We start from the raw sequence: 18,773 nt of genomic DNA, 5'->3' as shown, positions 1-18,773 counted from the left end.
TCATGTCCAAAGAACACTGTCTAGGTCAGACTTAGGCAGTGTTCTTTATATTGGAGAGATACCTATGGATCCTAAAAGCGAAGTTTTATTAAGACAATATGATTTTTTGTCGGGTCGCATCTTACTCATTAATGCACCGACAGATGATCTACTCGCTGAATTCGATGCCTCTATCAATCCCGCTGTCTGGACATGGAATTTTAATGATTTTCAATATTTCCAGTCGCAACAAGCAGATGTCCACTTTGGCGCAGAGATGCCTGAAGCTGAGTTTGATCAGGCGGTTATTTTTGTACCCAAGTCTAAAGAACTGCTCAATTATTTACTGCATAATGTGGCAGCACAACTTAAACCGGGCAGCAGTATTTTCCTGGTCGGTGAAAAGAAAGGCGGGATAGAGCGTGCAGCCAAACAGTTGCAGCCTTATGGTAAAACCCTCAAACTGGATAGCGCACGTCATTGCCAGCTTTGGCAACTGGTTCTAGACCACACGGTCGAGAAAAAATCACTTGCTGACTGGGCACAGCGTTATAGCGTCTCGACCCCGAATGGTGACCTGAATATTTGTGCCCTGCCAGGCGTGTTTAGTCAAAACCGTTTAGATATTGGGACTGCCACCTTATTACCTTATTTATCACAAGTCACCTCGGGTAAAATCGCTGACTTTGGTTGTGGCGCAGGTGTAATTAGTGCGTATCTGGCAAAGTTGAATCCGAAAAACCGGATTTTTGCCATGGATGTGGATGCCTTTGCGCTGGCCTCCACCCAAATGACCTTTGATGAAAACCAGCTTAGCCCTGAACAGATCGAAATTAAAGCGGTCACTGGCATTGCTGATGCACCCTTGTTCTTGCATGCCATTGTCAGTAATCCGCCTTTTCATATGGGAATCGAGACCGATTACACGGCCAGCGAAACCTTGTGTAAAACTTCGCGTCGTCATTTAAAATCAGGTGGCGAGCTTTGGATCGTGGCCAACCGTTTCTTAAACTACCCGACCCTGATTGAACAAAACTTTGGTCGCTGCACAGTGAAAGCGGATCAACAAGGCTTTAAAGTGCTGTTCGCTAGCACACAAAAAAATGTTAAGGAATCATGATGAGCGAAACGCAAAATACGATGCAGCTGCAGCGTAAGCTGGGTGCTCGTCATCTGAATATGATCGCCATTGGCGGATCCATCGGTACAGGTCTATTCCTGGCCTCGGGTGCGACCATTGCCAATGCCGGGCCAGGCGGAGCACTACTTGCTTATGCACTGATTGGTGTCATGATTTATTTCTTGATGACCAGTTTGGGCGAACTCGCCACGCATAATCCCACCTCGGGTGCATTTTTCACTTATGGCACTAAATATGTCGAGGGCGGTTTTGGTTTCGCCTTGGGCTGGAACTACTGGTACAACTGGGCCATTACCGTAGCTTTTGAGCTGGTTGCCGTTCAGTTCATCATGAAATTCTGGTTTCCCGATATTCCTGGTGTTTATTGGAGTGCAATTTTCCTGGCCATTATTTTTGGGATTAATGCCCTGACAGTTAAAGGCTTTGGTGAATCTGAATTCTTCTTCTCTCTGGTGAAAGTTGTCGCGATTATTGCCTTTATCATTATCGGTATCTGGATGATCGTGAAGATTATGCTGACCCCAGGCGCAGAAGCATTTGCCAACTGGAGTATTGGTGACGCACCTTTTGTCGGTGGTTTCCAAGCCTTAATTGGCGTGGCGATGATTGCCGGATTCTCCTTTCAAGGAACCGAAATGGTCGGGGTGGCTGCGGGCGAATCGAAAGATCCAAAGAAAACCATTCCGGTGGCAATCAAGCAGATTTTCTGGCGTATCCTGTTATTTTATATCGTGTGTATTTTCATTATCGGCACATTAATTGCCTACAATGACCCACGCTTATTACAGGCGGCTGCGACCGACAATATTGCGCTTTCTCCTTTTACCCTGCTCTATGAAAAGGCCGGCTTTGCCTTTGCTGCGAGCATTATGAATGCGGTGATTTTGACAGCCATTCTGTCTGCGGGTAACTCAGGCATGTATTCATCTACACGCATGCTATTTGATATGGCACGTAAAGGTAGTGCGCCAAAACTGTTTGGCCGTCTGGATCCACGTGGTGTACCGATGAATGCCCTGTATGCCACCACTGCGATCGCAGCACTGTGTTTCCTGACTACCTTCTTCGGTGAACAGGAAGTCTTTAACTGGCTACTCAATATGTCGGGCATGTGCGGCTTTATTGTCTGGCTCGGGATTGCGATTTCACACTATCGCTTCCGCAAAGGTTACTTGGCTCAAGGCTACAAACTGGAAGATCTGGCTTATCGCGCCAAGTTCTTCCCCTTTGCTCCTTGGTTTGCTTTTATTCTCTGTGCGATTGTCGTCCTTGGTCAAAACTATCAGGATGTTCTGGCAGGTCAATGGATGGGGGTTCTCTCGACCTATATCAGTATTCCATTGTTCTTGGCAATCTGGTTCGGATACAAATGGAAGAAAAAATCCAAACTGGTGTCTTATCAAGAGATGGATGTACAACCTATGAAACTTGATCAGGAATAAACCATCATAAATTAAAAAATCAGTCTACGGGCTGATTTTTTAATTTCTTAGATTAGTTATGCCGCATGACAAAATTACGGTCATCAATCACAATCACTTGCTGACAGATCCCCTCTGCCTGACGCTGCTGCTCGAATACATCTGCCGGCATCGCATCAAAACTGTCAAAGAAACTGATCTCATGTTCATCTATTGCATAGATCAATGAATGATTACCGACCCCTTCTAAGGTATCGTAGAAAACAATCACGAAACGGCCTGCTTCCACCTGCTGCTGGATTTCTGCATAAGAGATCACACGCTCTTCAACAGGTATTTTAAGTGTCTGTGCTTGTTGATAAAAATCAAGCTCGACTGGCTGTTTATCTGCATCATATTCGCTAAAAAAAGCAACATCCAGTCCCAGCGTCTGCAAAGCCACTGCAAGGGCAATAGTTGAAGTTCCCATTTCCGGATTGTGACGACAGAGCTGAACCAAGTCCGGAATATGCAGGTCAATTCCATAATGATGGAAAATCATCCAGATCGAGAAAATTCCACTATTGGCTTCCAGATTTTGTAAATCTTCAGGAATTTCAACACCCATGTTATCACTCAATTACATCTTTAATGACTCAGTGTAGTCAAAATTCAAATATAAAAAAAGCGGCTCATAGGAGCCGCTTTTTTTAACAATTCAATAATTAATTATTGAGCTTGTTGTTGACCTTCAACTAGTACAGTACGGCTACCAGTGATCGTCGCGAATACACGACGGTTCATAGCACGACCTTCTTTAGTGTTGTTGTCAGCAATCGGTTGATCCCAAGCAAAACCTTGAGTAGACAAGCGAGATGCATCTACGTTGTATTCATTCACAAGTGAAGATTTAACAGAGTTAGCACGAGCCAGAGACAAACGTTCGTTCAGTGCACGTGGACCAGTGTTATCAGTGTGACCTTCGATGCGAGCAGTAGCGTTTGGATATTCAACTAACTTCTCAGCAACTTTCGCGATTTCAGGTTTGTATTGATCTTTGATGTTTGATTTGTTGGTATCAAAGAACACACGAAGTTCCATGTTCAGGTCTTCAGTCAACTCTTGTGGAGCTGGAGCAACCGGAGTTACAGGCTCAACTGGAGCAACTTCTACTACTGGAGCAGCTGGTTTCAGACGGCCACCTAGAACGACGTTAAGACCAGCAAGCGCTGTATAGTTCCAGAATTTTTCGTCAAAGTGGTAAGTACCACGAGCTTCAGTACGTAGTGCCAAGGCATCGTTGATGTGCCAGAATGCACCGATACCAGCGTTACCTAGCGTACCTTCTTCTTCATTACCACGACCTTCGCGATCTACACCATCAAATTTGTATTTGTAGTGACCAGCACCTAACAATGCATATGGTTTGATCTTGCTGTCATAGTTACCAGTGAACACATCAGAAGTTGCGTAGAAGTTACCTGCGATGTTTTGGCCTTTATATTCTGCACCAGGCTGCTCAGCACCGTCAACATCACCTTTAACTTGGCTGTATTCAGCTTCAAAACCTAACCAAGGAGTAAGTTCTACACCAATCGCAGCACCAACGAATAAATCGTCTTGCATTTCACCTTGATTAGAAACTAATAACTCACCATCATTACCGCCATTGTTGTGCTGAGTGTCTTGGAATGTATAACCTAACATCAACGGAGTAACAGTTACGCCTGCATTTGCAGCAGCAAAAGGTGCAGCTACAAGCATAGCTAAAGCAATACGACTCATTTTCATGGATTTATCCTCCAGAGATAACAATTGTTGTTCAAGCTCAAGCCCGTAATAGGCCATCCTGAGATAGGCTTTTTATTACCCCAGTTTTATTCTTAAGCTATTCACATGGCATCATACAAACACTTTATTATCTTTCCAAGTGCTTGATTAATTTAATCAAGTAAATTATTGACAAAATTACTTACAATTTCCGTTGTAATTCAGTAATTTTTTACTCAATTTTTTATTCTGAATGACCTATTGTGATTGCCAATTATTTTTTAATAGCTTTCTTGAATTTTGAGTAACAGCTAAATTACACGCTCAACAAAGCATAAAAAACGCATAATTAATAACATGTTTCCTATAAAAATAATATATAAATCAGGTAACTCTATGTATAGAAAAATAACAAGAGCGTTCACTATTGTTGAATTGATTATCTGTGTTGCAGTGCTTGCAATTTTGGCCAGTATTGCCCTGCCTTACTTTCATGAATATCAGTCCAGACAGGAAGCCAAAAATATCCCAATCAAATTATCTGCGGTTAACCGTTATGCACGTAGTCAGGCTGCCGTGTTTCACCAGAATATTGTGATCTGTCCCAGTCAGGATTCACTCAGCTGTCACCCCAATCAATGGAATAAAAATATACTGGTCTTTATTGATAAAAATAAAAACCGGCAAGTCGATGCAGGCGAACAAATTTTACACATTGATGCTCTAAATCTTAAATATGGCAACCTGAGTTGGCGAGGCGCATTAAGTTCACCAAGTGTCACTTATCAGGCACGTACCGCCCTTCCGATTGGTTCGAATGGCAGTTTCTATTATTGTTCGGCGCAAATCTCCAGCCAGCAGCGTATTGTACTGAGTAAAATGGGACATATCCGGGTAGAAAGTCTCCCTTCTTGCTAACAGAACTATGCAGTTTATGATTGACTGCGATTAGCGCTTCAATCCTGAGTTTTTTTCAATATACTGCTTATGTTTGAAAAATTGATTAAAACTCATACGGAGATATAACAATGACTGATATCGTAATTGTCAATGGTGCACGCACAGCCATGGGTGGCTTTCAGGGTAGCCTTGCCAGTGTAACTGCACCTGAACTGGGTGCGGCTTCAATTAAAGAAGCGATTGCTCGCGCAGGCTTACAAGCAGCAGATATTGAAGAAGTCATTATGGGTTGTGTCCTTCCTGCGGGTTTGAAACAAGGCCCTGCCCGTCAAGCGATGCGTCAAGCCGGCCTTCCGGATTCAACGGGTGCTGTGACCATTAACAAACTCTGTGGTTCTGGCATGAAAGCGGTGATGCAAGCAGCCGATATGATTAAAGCCGGTTCTGCAAATATTGTGGTTGCAGGGGGGATGGAATCAATGACCAACGCGCCTTATGTATTGCCGAAAGCGCGCGGCGGCTTCCGCATGGGACATGGCGAAATTAAAGATCATATGTTCCTAGATGGTCTTGAAGATGCTGAGACAGGTCGTTTGATGGGTTCATTTGCCCAAGATATGGCAAATACCAAAGGCTATACTCGCGAACAGATGGATGATTTCGCCATTCGCTCATTGAAACGTGCACAAACTGCTGTGAATGAAGGCTATTTTTCTGATGAAATCGTAGCAGTTACGGTAAAAACACGTAAAGGTGATGTGGTTGTTGATAAAGATGAACAACCCTTCAATGCCAATATTGATAAAATTCCAACCCTGCGTCCAGCCTTTGCCAAAGACGGCACCATTACCGCTGCCAATGCCAGCTCAATTTCTGATGGTGCATCAGCTCTGGTGATTAGCTCAGCGGATCATGCCGCAGCAAAAGGTTTAAATCCTTTGGCCAAAATTGTTGCCTATGCTTCAAATTCACAGCATCCTTCTGAATTTACCATAGCGCCAGTGGGTGCAATTCAAAAGGTTCTCGATAAAGCAGGTTGGAATGCTCAAGATGTCGACCTCTGGGAAATCAATGAAGCCTTTGCCATGGTGACCATGTGTCCAATGGATGAATTCAAGCTTGGTCCTGAAAAAGTCAATATTAATGGCGGTGCCTGTGCCCTGGGTCATCCTGTCGGTTCAACCGGTTCACGTATTATCCTGACTTTGATTCATGCGCTGAAACGTACCGGTGGTAAACGTGGTATTGCTGCACTTTGTATCGGTGGCGGTGAAGCGACTGCTGTGGCGATTGAGTTGCTTTAATTAAAAGCCTCCCTTTTAAAAAAGAGATTTAGAGGGATTTTATAAATCCTCCCCTCTTGCGGAACATCGTTCCTCATCCTTTAATAAAGGAGGGGGAATTTTAGAAATCAAAAAGCCTCCGATTGGAGGCTTTTTATCGTCAAATATTCAAAGCTGTACTTTAAATGATAAGACTTAAAGAATTTCTTTACGAAGTTGCTCAGGTGATTTCATTGACAACAAGCCCGGTGCCACATCAAATGCTGTTTTTGCACCATACTGCTGCATTTGATTTAAACGATAAGTTGCACGTGCATAAGCAACTAAAACGCTGGCTGTAAATTCTGGATTACTTTCTAGTTTTAATGAAAACTCAAGCACTTGTTTATGTGCATCACTGGTGTTTCCACTACGAATCACAAAACCACCATGCGGCATACGCTGGTGATCTTGTGCTAAAGTTGCTTCATCAATGAAATTCACAGTCGTGTCATAGTCGGCAAAATAATCCGGCATGGTCACAATCGCTTGCTTCACTGCTTCTGCATCTGCACCCTCTGCAAGCACCACATAACACTCACGGGTATGTTTTTCTTTGGTCGTTAATACTGGACGAATACCACTACGTACTTTCTCAATTGCTTCTGTTGAAGGAATGGTATATTGCACCCCTGCTTTCACACCTTCTACACGACGAATGGCATCTGAATGACCCTGGCTTAAGCCTTTGCCCCAGAAAGTATAGGTTTCACCGTCTGGCAGTAAAGCTTCACCAAATAAGCGATTGATCGAGAACATGCCTGGATCCCAACCAATAGAGATCATCGCAGTTTTCTTGCTGGCTGTTGCAGGTGCATCGACCGCTGCATAATATTCAGGAATACGTGCGTGGGTGTCAAAACTATCGACAATATTAAACTGGCTGGCCAAGATCGGACCTTGTTGCGGTAAGTCGTCTTTTGAACCGCCACATAAAATCAGCACATCAATTTTATCTTGGAAATCTGTCAGTGAGTCCATATGGAACACTTGGGTTGCTGCGAAGCAAGGAGATACCGTTTCAGGCGCACGACGGGTAAAAATACCCACAAGTTGTAAATCTGGATTCTTTTGAATGGCGGTTTCAACGCCACGACCCAAGTTGCCATAACCAGCAATACCAATACGGATAGAATTTTGCATAAAGACAAGTCACTTCATCATGAAAAAATTTAAAAAATAAATCAGATGACGATCCGATTAAAATCGCCCTCTTGATTGATTTTGCATACTCGAAAATTAGCGCTCTGCTCGCGTTACTCTCAGCATAAAGATACTTATGCTACAGCAATTCGCAGCAATTTAAAGCATTCAGGATAGTATAGAAACAATCATATCTATCGTCCAAAGCAAACAAAAAGCCTGCATTGCAGGCTTTTTGTTTATAAGAAAAACAGACTTATTTACAGACAAGCTTTTTAACTTTCAGGTTAGGCACCTGTTTGATAATTTGCCTGATTCACCGCGGTCGATGCTTGGTACGGATTTTTAAAATCATTTAAACCGGCAGCCGCCTCCTGAATGTCTTTACCTTCTTTAATCACGAAAGTATCGAAACCAGAACGCTTCATGTAGTTCAACACATCTTTGAATACATCACCAGTGGCACGAAGTTCGCCTTGGAAACCTTGACGGCGTAAAAGTGCCGCAAATGAATAGCCACGGCCATCATTAAAACCGGCGAATTCAATAAAGATTGCATCTAATTGAGCTAGCGGAAATTCATTGCTTTCAGGTGAAGCATCAACGGTTAAGTACAATGCTTTTTTACCTGAAACATGGCGAAGCTGATCTAACTGATCTACCGTCAGAACCACATCACCTTGTGGTAAAACACCCTCTTCACCGATGAGCTGGTAAGTATTTTCTGTCACTGTGCCATCTTTAGAGAGCACTGCGAGTGCGGTATTAAGCATATGCACGCTCCTTGAATGGTTGGATGCCAACACGGCGATAAGTATCGATAAACTCTTCAGCGTCCTGACGTAGATCAAGATAGGTATTTAGAATTTCTTCTACAATATCCGGCACCACATCTGCTGCAAATGACGGCCCAAGAATATCGCCAATTGAGGCATCATGGTCTGCATTACCGCCAAGCGTGATCTGGTAGAATTCAGCGCCTTTTTTATCAACACCCAAGATCCCGATATTACCGACATGATGATGACCACAGGCATTCATACAACCTGAGATGTTCAAGTCCAGTTTACCCAAGTTGTAAATGGTATCCAGATCATCAAAACGGCGTGAAATCGCTTCAGAAATCGGAATCGATTTTGCATTGGCCAATGAACAGAAATCACCGCCCGGGCAGCAGATGATGTCGGTCAAGAAACCGATATGCGCGCGTGCCAGATTGTTTTGTTCAAGGGTTTGCCATACAGCAAACAAATCTTTTTGCGGCACATCGACCAGCGAGATATTTTGTTCATGCGTGGTACGTAATTCACCGAAAGTGTACTGATCGGCAAGATCTGCAATCAGGTTCATTTCTTCAGTGCTGACATCACCCGGTGCAATGCCGGCACGTTTCAGTGAAATCGTCACAATACGATAACCTTTCACTTTATGTGCATTGGTATTGATATTGAACCACTGTTTGAATTTTGGATATTGCGCAAACAATTCAGTAAAATCTTCATCTGCATAATCTTGATAATCAAATGGGGTGAAGTTCTCATCCATTTTTGCCAAGGTGTCTGCATCGATTTTCAAAGTCTTAACAGTATGCGCAAATTCAGCTTCAACTTTCTCAGCAAATACCGCTGGCGTTAAAGCTTTGACCAAAATTTTGATACGGGCTTTATATTTGTTGTCGCGACGACCATGCAAGTTATACACACGAAGCACTGCTTCAAGATAAGCAATCAGGTCTTCACGTGGCAGGAACTCACGGATAAAGCTGCCAATCACTGGAGTACGGCCAAGACCACCACCCACTTTGATTTTATAGCCCATTTCGCCGGCTTCATTACGCACAATATATACACCGATATCGTGGAATGCAGTGGCGGCACGATCGGTTTCTTCAAGCGCAGAGACTGCAATCTTGAACTTACGTGGCAAGAAGGCAAATTCCGGATGGAAAGTTGACCATTGACGGATCAATTCACAGGTCGGACGCGGATCGGCAATTTCACCAGCCACTACACCGGCATACTGATCCGTCGTGGTATTACGGATACAGTTGCCTGAAGTCTGAATCGCATGCATTTGCACGGTCGCCAGTTCAGCCAGCATATCTGGCACGTTTTCCAGTGCCGGCCAGTTAAACTGGATGTTTTGACGGGTCGAAATATGCGCGTAACCACGGTCATATTCTTTAGCCAAATCAGCCACTTTACGCAGTTGCTTTGAGTTCATCAAACCATAAGGCACTGCAATACGTAACATCGGCGCATAACGCTGTACATACAGACCATTTTGCAGACGAAGCGGACGATACTCATCTTCGGTGAGTTTACCGGCTAAATAACGTTCCGTTTGGTCACGGAACTGTGCAACACGTTCATTAATCAGTTGCTGATCGAAATCAGTATATAAATACATGGCGTACAGCTGCTAGTAGTTTCTATTATATCGATCGCAAGGATAGCGAGATTAAACCTATCAATAAAATGCTTTTTATACATATTTCATAGCTGTTTTATTGATAAGCCTGCCAAAGTTTCACTGATATCACGGTTTAGCGCATTTAGTGTAGTTTTAAAGCAATAATGCTTTAATTCATCAATCGTTAGCAGTTATCTTCATATATTGATATTTCAATCTTTTACCCTTTTTGTCTTTTAAATAATTAAAAATATTACCATTTTTCACTCTCACCCAAAAACTGACCGACAAAATCATAACGTATCTTTGAACGTGAAAATTTAATCGGACAGGCCAGTTGTGCTTCGGTCTGCTGACTATCGGGTTTTAATGGAACCTGTACTAGCCATTCTCGCTGTTGCGCTAAATCAGAATGCAAAGCTTCTTCAAGTTTTAGCACCGGCTCAACACAGACATCCAGCGCTGCGAATAGTGTTTGCCATTCCGCTAATGGTTTTGACTTTATTCTATTTTGAATTGCCTGTTTCACCGCAGCATGATCTTCTGGAGCAAAAGAATTGCCTTTTTCTAGAATAATCGGCAGCTCTAAAGCCTGTGCCAATCCCTGCATAAATTGAGGTTCCAGACTGCCAATCGACAGATAACGTCCATCCTGTGTTGCATAATAGTCATAGAAAGTCCCGCCATTCAGATAGCCAGACTCAGGTCGTTGATGCTGATTGCCAGCCAAACTGGCGGATGCGGCCAGATTATTCATGGTGACTACACAATCGGTCATGGAAATATCAATATATTGACCTTTACCGCTGCGCTGGCGTTCGATCACCGCCGCCAAAATCGCAATTACGGCATGCATGGAACCACCGGCTACATCGGCAACCTGAATGCCTAAAGCAGGTGGCCCACTTTCAATCCGGCCACTGTGTCCAGCAATACCGGACAAGGCCAGATAGTTAATATCATGTCCTGCTTTCGCTTTGTAAGTACCGGTTTGGCCATAGCCAGTGATGGAACAGTAAATTAATTTGGGGTTAATTTCGCTTAAGGTTGAGTAGTCCAGCCCAAGCCGTTGCATCACGCCGGGACGGAATTGCTCAATCACAATGTCATAATCTGCAATCTTGGATTTGACCAGTTCGATATTGGTCGGATCTTTCAAATCCAGTGCTACCGATTGCTTGTTTCGGTTCAGATAACTCTGTGAAGTGGCCTGTCCATTGGCAAAGGGGGGCATTAATCGCAACAGGTCCGGGCGGGTCGGTGATTCAATATGCACAACCTCGGCGCCGAGATCAGCCAGATATAATGTCGCGAATGGGCCCGGCAATAATGTAGAAAAGTCTAGAATTTTCAATCCTTTTAAGGTATATGACATTGGAGTATTTGCTCTACTTATATTGCTTTTTTCAGCATCATAGAAACATAAATGCATAAAAACAATGTCATGTTCAGCCATTTACCTTGATAGTTTCGGCAATCTAATATGTAAGAAAATGGCAAAGGTGTTCTTGTAAATTGCCATTGCTTTATTATTTTTCGTCATTTAGGTCAAATATTAGTGAACATTAAAGAGACTGAAGGATTAAACATGAGTCGTGATACGATCAGTATCCATTTCGTCAATGCAGCCTTATCTGGCGTCAAGCGCTTAGGCATGGATGTCGATACTTTATTGTCTCACGTCGGAATTGAAGCAGAACTGCTGCATCAACCTAAAGCCCGTATTTCACCTGAACAATATACCCGCTTTATTAAAATGTTATGGATGGTGACCCAGGACGAGCATGTTGGCTTTGACAAACAGCAACGCCGATTGGGCACTTTTGCCATCATGTGTCAGCTCATCATTCATGCCAAAACCTTAGGTGATGCACTGGAACTTTCCTCGCAGTTCTATAAACTCTTCGGTGATGACTGGTCGGTGACCCTGGAACGTGACAAACACGAAGCACGTCTGGTGCCCCTCATTCCAAATGCAATGGATCCGGATCATTTTATTACCGAAAGTATGCTGATGATCTGGCATGGTCTGGCATCTTGGCTGATTGAACGTCGTTTACCGCTGGAACGTGTGCATTTTAGCTATCCACGTCCAGCCCATGCTGACGAATATGATGCCCTGTTCTTTGCGCCGGTAATGCAGTTCGACATGCCACGCACCGAAATCACTTTTGCTGCGGACTATCTGGACCTGCCGATCCGTCAGAATGAAGAAACCTTAGAGGAATTCTTGAAAGCTGCGCCTGCTCAGCTCTTGGTGAAGTTTAAAAATACCAACTCGCTGACCTCAAGAATCCGTGATGTATTGAAGAGCCAGATTGGCGAAGAAATGCCGACATTGAATGATGTCGCGTCAATGCTGTATTTATCTCCTCAAACCTTGCGCCGCCGTCTGGCAGCCGAAGGTAAAAGCTATCAAGGTGTGAAAGATGCCTTGCGCCGTGATGCCGCGATTCATCTGTTATTGAATCCAGATCTAACCCTCGAAGATGTCGCGCAGCAGGTCGGTTTCAGTGAAACCAGTACCTTCCATCGTGCCTTCAAGAAATGGACCGGTGTAACCCCAGGTCTATATCGCCAGTTGCATGGTTATCATTAATTAAAATTCTGGATATCCTCTTATCCAGCCCAGGTTTCCAGACCTGGGCTTTTTTTATTGGCAAAAATCATCAAATGATCTGGTCCGTTCTCGTCATTGCACTTCAAAATTTAAGTATTACACTCGAGTCATTAGAATAATTTTCAGCAAATTAATAAAAGGGACATGCTATGAGCGAGGCATATATTATCGACGCCATTCGCACGCCACGCGGAAAAGGTAAAAAAGATGGATCTTTACATCAAGTCAAACCCATTTCATTACTGACTGGCTTGCTTAACGAACTTCAGACACGTCATCAATTTGATACATCAAAAGTCGATGATATTGTGCTGGGTTGTGTCACTCCGATTGGTGATCAAGGCGCCGATATTGCCAAAACCGCGGCGATCGCAGCGGGTTGGGACAATGATGTCGCCGGTGTACAAATCAACCGTTTCTGTGCTTCCGGTCTGGAAGCTGTCAATCTGGCTGCACAAAAAGTCCGTTCTGGCTGGGAAGATCTGGTCGTTGCAGGCGGTGTCGAATCCATGTCCCGCGTGCCGATGGGTTCCGATGGTGGCCCTTGGGCACTGGATCCTGAAACCAATATGGCCTGTGATTTTATTCCGCAAGGTATTAGCGCGGACTTGATTGCCACGATTGACGGTTATAGCCGCACCGACGTAGACCAGTTTGCCGAGCAATCCCAGAAGAAAGCCGCTGCCGCACAAGCCAATGGTTATTTCAACGCTTCTGTTATCCCGGTCAAAGACAAGGCCGGTGTGGTGATTCTGGACAAAGACGAATTTATCAAACCGACCACAACTGCTGAAGGCTTAGGCAAACTCAATCCTAGTTTCGCGACCATGGGACAGATGGGCTTTGATGCCATCGCCCTACAAAAATATCCTGAAGTTGGCATGGTGAATCATGTGCATCATGCCGGGAATTCTTCCGGAATCGTCGATGGTGCAGCCGTGGTTCTCATCGCATCGGAACAAGCGGTCAAAGAACAAGGTTTAAAACCGCGTGCCAAAGTACTGGCCACGGCGCTGGTCGGGGCTGATCCTACCATTATGCTGACCGGCCCTGCCCCGGCAGCACGTAAAGCTTTGGCTAAAGCTGGCTTGACGATTGATGATATTGACCTGTTTGAAGTCAATGAAGCTTTTGCTGCGGTGGTGATGCGATTTATTAGCGAACTCAATGTTGATCCAGCGAAAGTGAATGTGAATGGTGGTGCAATCGCTATGGGTCATCCATTGGGCGCAACAGGCGCGATGATTCTGGGAACTTTACTGGATGAGTTAGAACGCCAAGGCAAAAAACGTGGACTAGCCACACTGTGTGTCGGTGGCGGTATGGGCATCGCCACCATTATTGAATTGGTTTAACTCAAATATTTAAAGTGTTTGATTCACGTTTTAGTCATATGCAACCTGAGCAAAACCAAAGCACTGCTTTGGTTTTAGCGCAAGATCATTGTTTTACAAAATTAATAGATTTTGCGTATGACAATGGTTTTGCCTACTTTTGCTAAATGAGAAATACATTTCGTAAGGCAGGTCGAACTGAAGCTTAAACCAAGAATTTAGATGAATTTGGAAAGGCTCCGGAATAAGGAAAATTTCTAAAATCTAATCAGGATATTAATGCCAAATTCATCCCATTATGATCTGGATAAAAATTTATGAGCGCAATTCAATATCAAAAAACTGAAGATAATATCGTCATTCTGACCTTTGATTCTCCAAACCAGTCTGCCAATACCATGAATGCAGATTTTCGTAGCGCTTTGGCTGAAACCGTAGAAAAACTCAAAGCTGATGAAAATATTACTGGCATCATTTTCCGGTCTGCGAAAAAAACCTTCTTTGCCGGTGGCGATCTGGATGAACTGATTCAAGCTACACCTGAACATGCGACTGAATTCTTCAACATGATTGAAGAGATGAAAGCACAGATGCGTTATATCGAAACCCGCGGCATTCCGGTTGTGGCTGCACTAAATGGCACAGCACTGGGCGGTGGCTGGGAGATTGCTCTGTGTGCCCATCATCGTATTGCCTTGAATGACCCTAAAAGCAAGTTTGGCCTGCCTGAAGTCACACTGGGTTTACTACCCGGTGGCGGTGGTATTGTCCGTAGCGTGCGCCTGCTCGGCCTGCAAAATGCCTTTCCCTTGTTGATGGAAGGCAAACAGTTGGGTGTAGAGAAAGCCCGATCTTTAGGGCTGATTCACGATGTGGCAGACAATACCGATGAACTCTTAGACAAAGCCATTGTCTGGATCAAAGCCAATCCGAAGTCACAACAGCCTTTTGATGTAAAAGGCTACAAAATTCCGGGTGGTAGCCCTTCAACGCCAGCAGTTGCACAGATGCTGGCGATTGCCCCAGCGATGCTGCGTGATAAAACCAAAGGTTGCTATCCTGCACCTGAAGCAATCATGTCGGCAGCGGTAGAAGGTGCTCAGGTCGATGTCGATACGGCGCTGACCATTGAATCGCGTTACTTTACTTATCTGGCCACCGGTCAGATTTCTAAAAATATGATCGCTACTTTTTGGCATGGATTGAATGCGATCAAATCCGGTGCCAGCCGTCCCCAAAAGGTTGCGAAATGGAAAGCCACTAAAGTTGGCATTCTGGGCGCAGGCATGATGGGTGCAGGCATTGCTTATGTGACTGCCAGCAAAGCCATTCAGGTTATTTTAAAAGACATTTCGATTGAAGCGGCTGAAAAAGGTAAAGCTTATAGCCAGAAACTGCTGGATAAAAAAGTAGCTCAAGGACGTTTATCTGCTGATCAACGAGATCAGGTTTTAAGCCTGATTCAAGCGACTGCATCCAATCAAGATCTGGCCGGTTGTGACCTGATCATTGAAGCGGTGTTTGAAAATCCCGCACTGAAAGCTCAAGTCACACAAGAAGCAGAACAGTATCTTGCCAGTCATGGCGTGATGGCATCGAATACTTCGACCCTGCCTATTACAGATTTAGCTCAGGCTTCAAAAAATGATCAAAACTTTATCGGTCTGCATTTCTTTAGTCCGGTCGATAAAATGCAGCTGGTCGAAATCATCAAGGGGCAAAATACTTCAGCAGAAACACTGGCCAAAGCCTTTGACTTTGTCCAGCAGATTGGCAAATTACCGATTGTGGTAAATGACAGCCGTGGCTTCTTTACCAGTCGTGTCTTTGGTACGTTCGTTCAAGAAGGTTTGCGCCTGCTGGCAGAAGGCGTGCATCCGGCGCGGATTGAAATGGCTGCACTCAAAGCCGGTATGCCAGTCGGGCCATTGGCCATTCAGGATGAAGTGTCCTTGACCCTCTCCGAACATGTGGCCAATGAAAGATACAAAGTCTTAGAAGCACAAGGTCAGACCATCACCAAATCACCCGCAGATGAAGTCATTCACAGTATGATTCATGAGTTTAACCGTAAAGGTAAGGCTGCCGGTGCAGGTTTTTATGATTATCCAGAAAATGGTAAAAAGCAGCTCTGGACGGGTCTCAACCACTGGAAAAAAGAGGTTGATCTTTCTGAACAGGAAATGATGGATCGTTTCCTGTTTGTGCAGGCACTGGATACCGTGCGCTGTCTGGAAGAAGGCGTGCTGGAGTCTGTGGTCGATGCCAATGTCGGTTCCATTTTTGGCATTGGCTTTGCAGCCTGGACGGGTGGCGCGGTGCAATTCTTAAATCAGTATGGTCTGGCCAAGGCGCTGACCCGTGCCAAGGTACTCGAAAACAAGTATGGTGAACGCTTCAAAGCACCACAACTCCTGAAAGACCGGGCAGCAGAAGGCCAGCCGATTCAATAATTTTGAGCTCTAAATAAAAAGAGGAACTGAGTTGCTCTTTTTATTTTCCGGATCTGGCTGAATCACTGGATACACTCGTCTAATGACAGATTTTGATCTGCTTTTTGATCAATTTATGTTATAAAGTTACATAAGTTTGATATCCACGTGGGTAAGACCTATGACTGATCACAGTTCACCTGAAAAATCCCCTTGGGGTTGGAAAGCACTTATTATCTTCTGTATTTTAGGTGGATTATTCATGTTTATTTTTTGGCTTGCGGTGACGAATGAACCGGATTACATGCCAAGCCAGCAAAATAAACAAACCACCCAGCAGCATGCTTTTAAAAATGCACCGACCATGTCTCCTGAAGCAATTGCGAAGGCTCAAGCAGATCGTGAGGCACGTGCGACTGCCAATACGGCTCATTCCGATACAACAGCGAATGAACATAATATGTCAACTGAAGAACATGCCAATATGGAGAGTGCCGAGCATAGCTCAGCGCATGGCCACTGATCTTGATTCAGTAAGGGCGTAAAAAAGCGAGGTCAATGCCTCGCTTTTTTGTATCTCAATAACTAAAAAATTAAAGGTTTAAATACATATTAATATGCGGGATGCCGCAATCCAGATAGTCTTCGCCCTGAACCTTAAAACCCAATGCCTGATAAAAACCGATGGCATGTACTTGCGAAGACAGTTTTAAATCTTTTCGATGATCTGCTTTGGCATAATCGATAATCGCCTGCATCAATTGCTGCCCGATCTTCAAGCCACGATGTGGCTTTAACACTGCAACACGACCTACACTGTTATTCGCCAGCAATCTTGCAGTGGCTATCGCATGCCCCTTTTCATAGACCACAAAATGGATGGAAATGGCATCTTGCTCATCCCATTCTTCTTCAGCAGCGATATTCTGTTCTTGAATAAACACGGCTTCGCGAATGGTTTTGGCATGCTTCGCTAAATCCTCCCAACCACCCGAAACAATTTTAAGCTCTGAATCCTTTAGCATTTAGAACCAATCCCCTGCTGATCCCACTGATTATTCAATAACAATTCCAGTGAATGTTTTTGGATAGCGTACATTTCTTTCAAGTCCTGAATCTGTTTCAAGACCTCCTGATCGGGTTGTTGGTAATCTTTGCGTTTCGTCGCCAGAATCATTTTATTTTTACTGGTATGTTCCAGTGCCACAAACTCAAAAACTTTGGTTTCATAACCATAGGCTTTCAGCAATAACGCACGAATGGTATCGGTCAGCATTTCTGCCTGTTGACCGGCATGAATACCAAATTGCAGCATCGGACTCAGCACTTTTGGCGCCTGTAACTGTGGGCGCAATTCCTTATGGCAACATGGCGCACACATGATCATCTGTGCATTCAGGCGAATACCGCTGTGAATCGCAAAATCCGTTGCCACATCACAGGCATGCAAAGCGATCATTACATCCAGGCGTTTCGGTGCATAAGTACGCACATCGCCCTGAAAAAAGTCGAGCTGATCAAAGCCAGATTGTTGCGCGACCTTTTGGCAGAACTCGACCATTTTCGGATTCAGTTCCACCCCTGTAACCCACGGCGTCTCACCATGTTTTTGCATATAGTCATATAAAGCACAGGTCAGATAGCCTTTACCGGAGCCAAAATCCACCACACGCAGACCTTCGACTTGTGGCTTGAGCTGCGCCAATGCACCCGAAAAAATCTCGACAAATTTATTAATCTGTTTCCATTTACGCGCCATGCTCGGAATGATCTGCGCGTTATGATCGCTAATGCCGAGATGCTGTAAAAAGATGCTGTCCTGATCAACATAACGTTGTTTAATCCGGTCATGACCCTGTTCAGCGGACTTGACCTGAAGCGTCGAGTTTTTGTTTTTAGTACGGGTCAACATGGCTTTTTTCTTGTTTTTTTTCAGCTGTAATTCTTCATCTAGCGTCATTAAATTGGCTTGCTTGCAACATGCTAATAATACTGTCACCTGTGCCAGTGCATCCGCTAAAGGATAGTTTTTGGTGACATCCTGAGTTTTATGGCGATACAAACAGCTCAGTACTTTTTGCCCATTTAATGAAATGACTCGCAAGGTCATTTTCTCTAAATCCTGCAGTTCACCTTTATACTGGCTTAAGATCAGACGATCAAATTGATCACTTTCAACAGCTTGCTGAAATACATCTAAAAACTGCTGTTCTTGGTCTGAGAGAGTTGCCAACGTTGACATAGATAAAACCTGAAATGAATTGCCCCTCAAGTTTAAATCTTCTTAACCTAAAAGCAAAATTGAATTACTATACAAATG

General features: G+C 44.2%; 16 protein-coding genes. 8 read left to right on the top strand and 8 right to left on the bottom strand.

What is annotated here, in order from left to right:
• Nucleotides 1–64: 64 nt before the first annotated feature.
• Nucleotides 65–1,099, top strand: a complete 1,035-nt coding sequence (locus FTU44_RS03625; RefSeq protein WP_074383488.1) for a methyltransferase — start codon at nucleotides 65–67, stop codon at nucleotides 1,097–1,099.
• The gene (locus FTU44_RS03620) at nucleotides 1,099–2,562 is read left to right on the top strand and encodes an amino acid permease (RefSeq protein WP_005097999.1); all 1,464 of its coding nucleotides are present in this window, start codon (nucleotides 1,099–1,101) and stop codon (nucleotides 2,560–2,562) included. The genes FTU44_RS03625 and FTU44_RS03620 overlap by 1 nt, the downstream gene beginning before the upstream one ends.
• Before the next feature lie 52 nt (nucleotides 2,563–2,614).
• Here FTU44_RS03620 and FTU44_RS03615 read toward each other — a convergent pair whose 3' ends face one another.
• A complete protein-coding gene (locus tag FTU44_RS03615; RefSeq protein ID WP_074383489.1) occupies nucleotides 2,615–3,148 on the bottom strand; it encodes a peptidase C39 in 534 nt (177 codons plus the stop codon).
• A gap of 101 nt (nucleotides 3,149–3,249) precedes the next feature.
• The gene (gene omp38 / locus FTU44_RS03610; protein ID WP_180049525.1) at nucleotides 3,250–4,311 is read right to left on the bottom strand and encodes an outer membrane protein Omp38; all 1,062 of its coding nucleotides are present in this window, start codon (nucleotides 4,309–4,311) and stop codon (nucleotides 3,250–3,252) included.
• 375 nt (nucleotides 4,312–4,686) lie between these two features.
• Here omp38 and FTU44_RS03605 point away from each other — a divergent pair, with 375 nt between their 5' ends.
• Nucleotides 4,687–5,208: a GspH/FimT family pseudopilin gene (locus tag FTU44_RS03605; protein ID WP_180049523.1), complete on the top strand. Its 522-nt coding sequence runs from the start codon at nucleotides 4,687–4,689 to the stop codon at nucleotides 5,206–5,208.
• A 110-nt stretch (nucleotides 5,209–5,318) separates the two neighbouring features.
• Nucleotides 5,319–6,494: an acetyl-CoA C-acyltransferase gene (locus FTU44_RS03600; RefSeq protein WP_180049521.1), complete on the top strand. Its 1,176-nt coding sequence runs from the start codon at nucleotides 5,319–5,321 to the stop codon at nucleotides 6,492–6,494.
• Between the two features lie 174 nt (nucleotides 6,495–6,668).
• On the opposite strand, the gene FTU44_RS03595 is transcribed toward FTU44_RS03600, so the two are convergent.
• The 4 genes from FTU44_RS03595 to FTU44_RS03580 all read right to left on the bottom strand — a co-directional run bounded on the left by FTU44_RS03595 (nucleotide 6,669) and on the right by FTU44_RS03580 (nucleotide 11,442).
• A complete protein-coding gene (locus FTU44_RS03595; protein WP_074383493.1) occupies nucleotides 6,669–7,655 on the bottom strand; it encodes a diaminopimelate dehydrogenase in 987 nt (328 codons plus the stop codon).
• Between the two features lie 287 nt (nucleotides 7,656–7,942).
• Nucleotides 7,943–8,428, bottom strand: a complete 486-nt coding sequence (locus tag FTU44_RS03590) for a DUF934 domain-containing protein (protein ID WP_005098005.1) — start codon at nucleotides 8,426–8,428, stop codon at nucleotides 7,943–7,945.
• Nucleotides 8,421–10,064: a nitrite/sulfite reductase gene (locus FTU44_RS03585; protein ID WP_005098006.1), complete on the bottom strand. Its 1,644-nt coding sequence runs from the start codon at nucleotides 10,062–10,064 to the stop codon at nucleotides 8,421–8,423. The genes FTU44_RS03590 and FTU44_RS03585 overlap by 8 nt, the downstream gene beginning before the upstream one ends.
• A 256-nt stretch (nucleotides 10,065–10,320) precedes the next feature.
• On the bottom strand, nucleotides 10,321–11,442 hold the full coding sequence (locus FTU44_RS03580) for a CaiB/BaiF CoA-transferase family protein (RefSeq protein ID WP_180049519.1): 1,122 nt from the start codon (nucleotides 11,440–11,442) through the stop codon (nucleotides 10,321–10,323).
• 213 nt (nucleotides 11,443–11,655) lie between these two features.
• On the opposite strand from FTU44_RS03580, the gene FTU44_RS03575 reads away from it, so the two are divergent.
• From FTU44_RS03575 to FTU44_RS03560, 4 genes are all read left to right on the top strand, one after another.
• A complete protein-coding gene (locus FTU44_RS03575; protein WP_005169495.1) occupies nucleotides 11,656–12,666 on the top strand; it encodes an AraC family transcriptional regulator in 1,011 nt (336 codons plus the stop codon).
• Between the two features lie 170 nt (nucleotides 12,667–12,836).
• Complete coding sequence (locus FTU44_RS03570) at nucleotides 12,837–14,042, top strand: acetyl-CoA C-acetyltransferase (RefSeq protein WP_180049517.1); 1,206 nt, start codon at nucleotides 12,837–12,839, stop codon at nucleotides 14,040–14,042.
• Between the two features lie 296 nt (nucleotides 14,043–14,338).
• Nucleotides 14,339–16,474, top strand: coding sequence for a 3-hydroxyacyl-CoA dehydrogenase NAD-binding domain-containing protein (locus tag FTU44_RS03565; RefSeq protein ID WP_180049516.1), 2,136 nt, complete (start codon nucleotides 14,339–14,341; stop codon nucleotides 16,472–16,474).
• Between the two features lie 160 nt (nucleotides 16,475–16,634).
• Complete coding sequence (locus FTU44_RS03560) at nucleotides 16,635–16,976, top strand: hypothetical protein (RefSeq protein ID WP_034608399.1); 342 nt, start codon at nucleotides 16,635–16,637, stop codon at nucleotides 16,974–16,976.
• 70 nt (nucleotides 16,977–17,046) lie between these two features.
• On the opposite strand, the gene FTU44_RS03555 is transcribed toward FTU44_RS03560, so the two are convergent.
• Together FTU44_RS03555 and FTU44_RS03550 are read right to left on the bottom strand one after the other, a co-directional pair.
• Complete coding sequence (locus tag FTU44_RS03555) at nucleotides 17,047–17,478, bottom strand: GNAT family N-acetyltransferase (RefSeq protein WP_005169487.1); 432 nt, start codon at nucleotides 17,476–17,478, stop codon at nucleotides 17,047–17,049.
• Complete coding sequence (locus tag FTU44_RS03550) at nucleotides 17,472–18,695, bottom strand: SAM-dependent methyltransferase (protein ID WP_005169484.1); 1,224 nt, start codon at nucleotides 18,693–18,695, stop codon at nucleotides 17,472–17,474. Before FTU44_RS03550 ends, FTU44_RS03555 begins: the two co-directional genes overlap by 7 nt.
• Nucleotides 18,696–18,773 lie beyond the last annotated feature (78 nt).

Source organism: Acinetobacter sp. YH12105, assembly GCF_013419095.1.
Taxonomy (GTDB): domain Bacteria; phylum Pseudomonadota; class Gammaproteobacteria; order Pseudomonadales; family Moraxellaceae; genus Acinetobacter; species Acinetobacter pseudolwoffii.
Note: the sequence above shows the minus strand (reverse complement) of the source record. Positions and strands in the feature narration are given on the sequence as shown.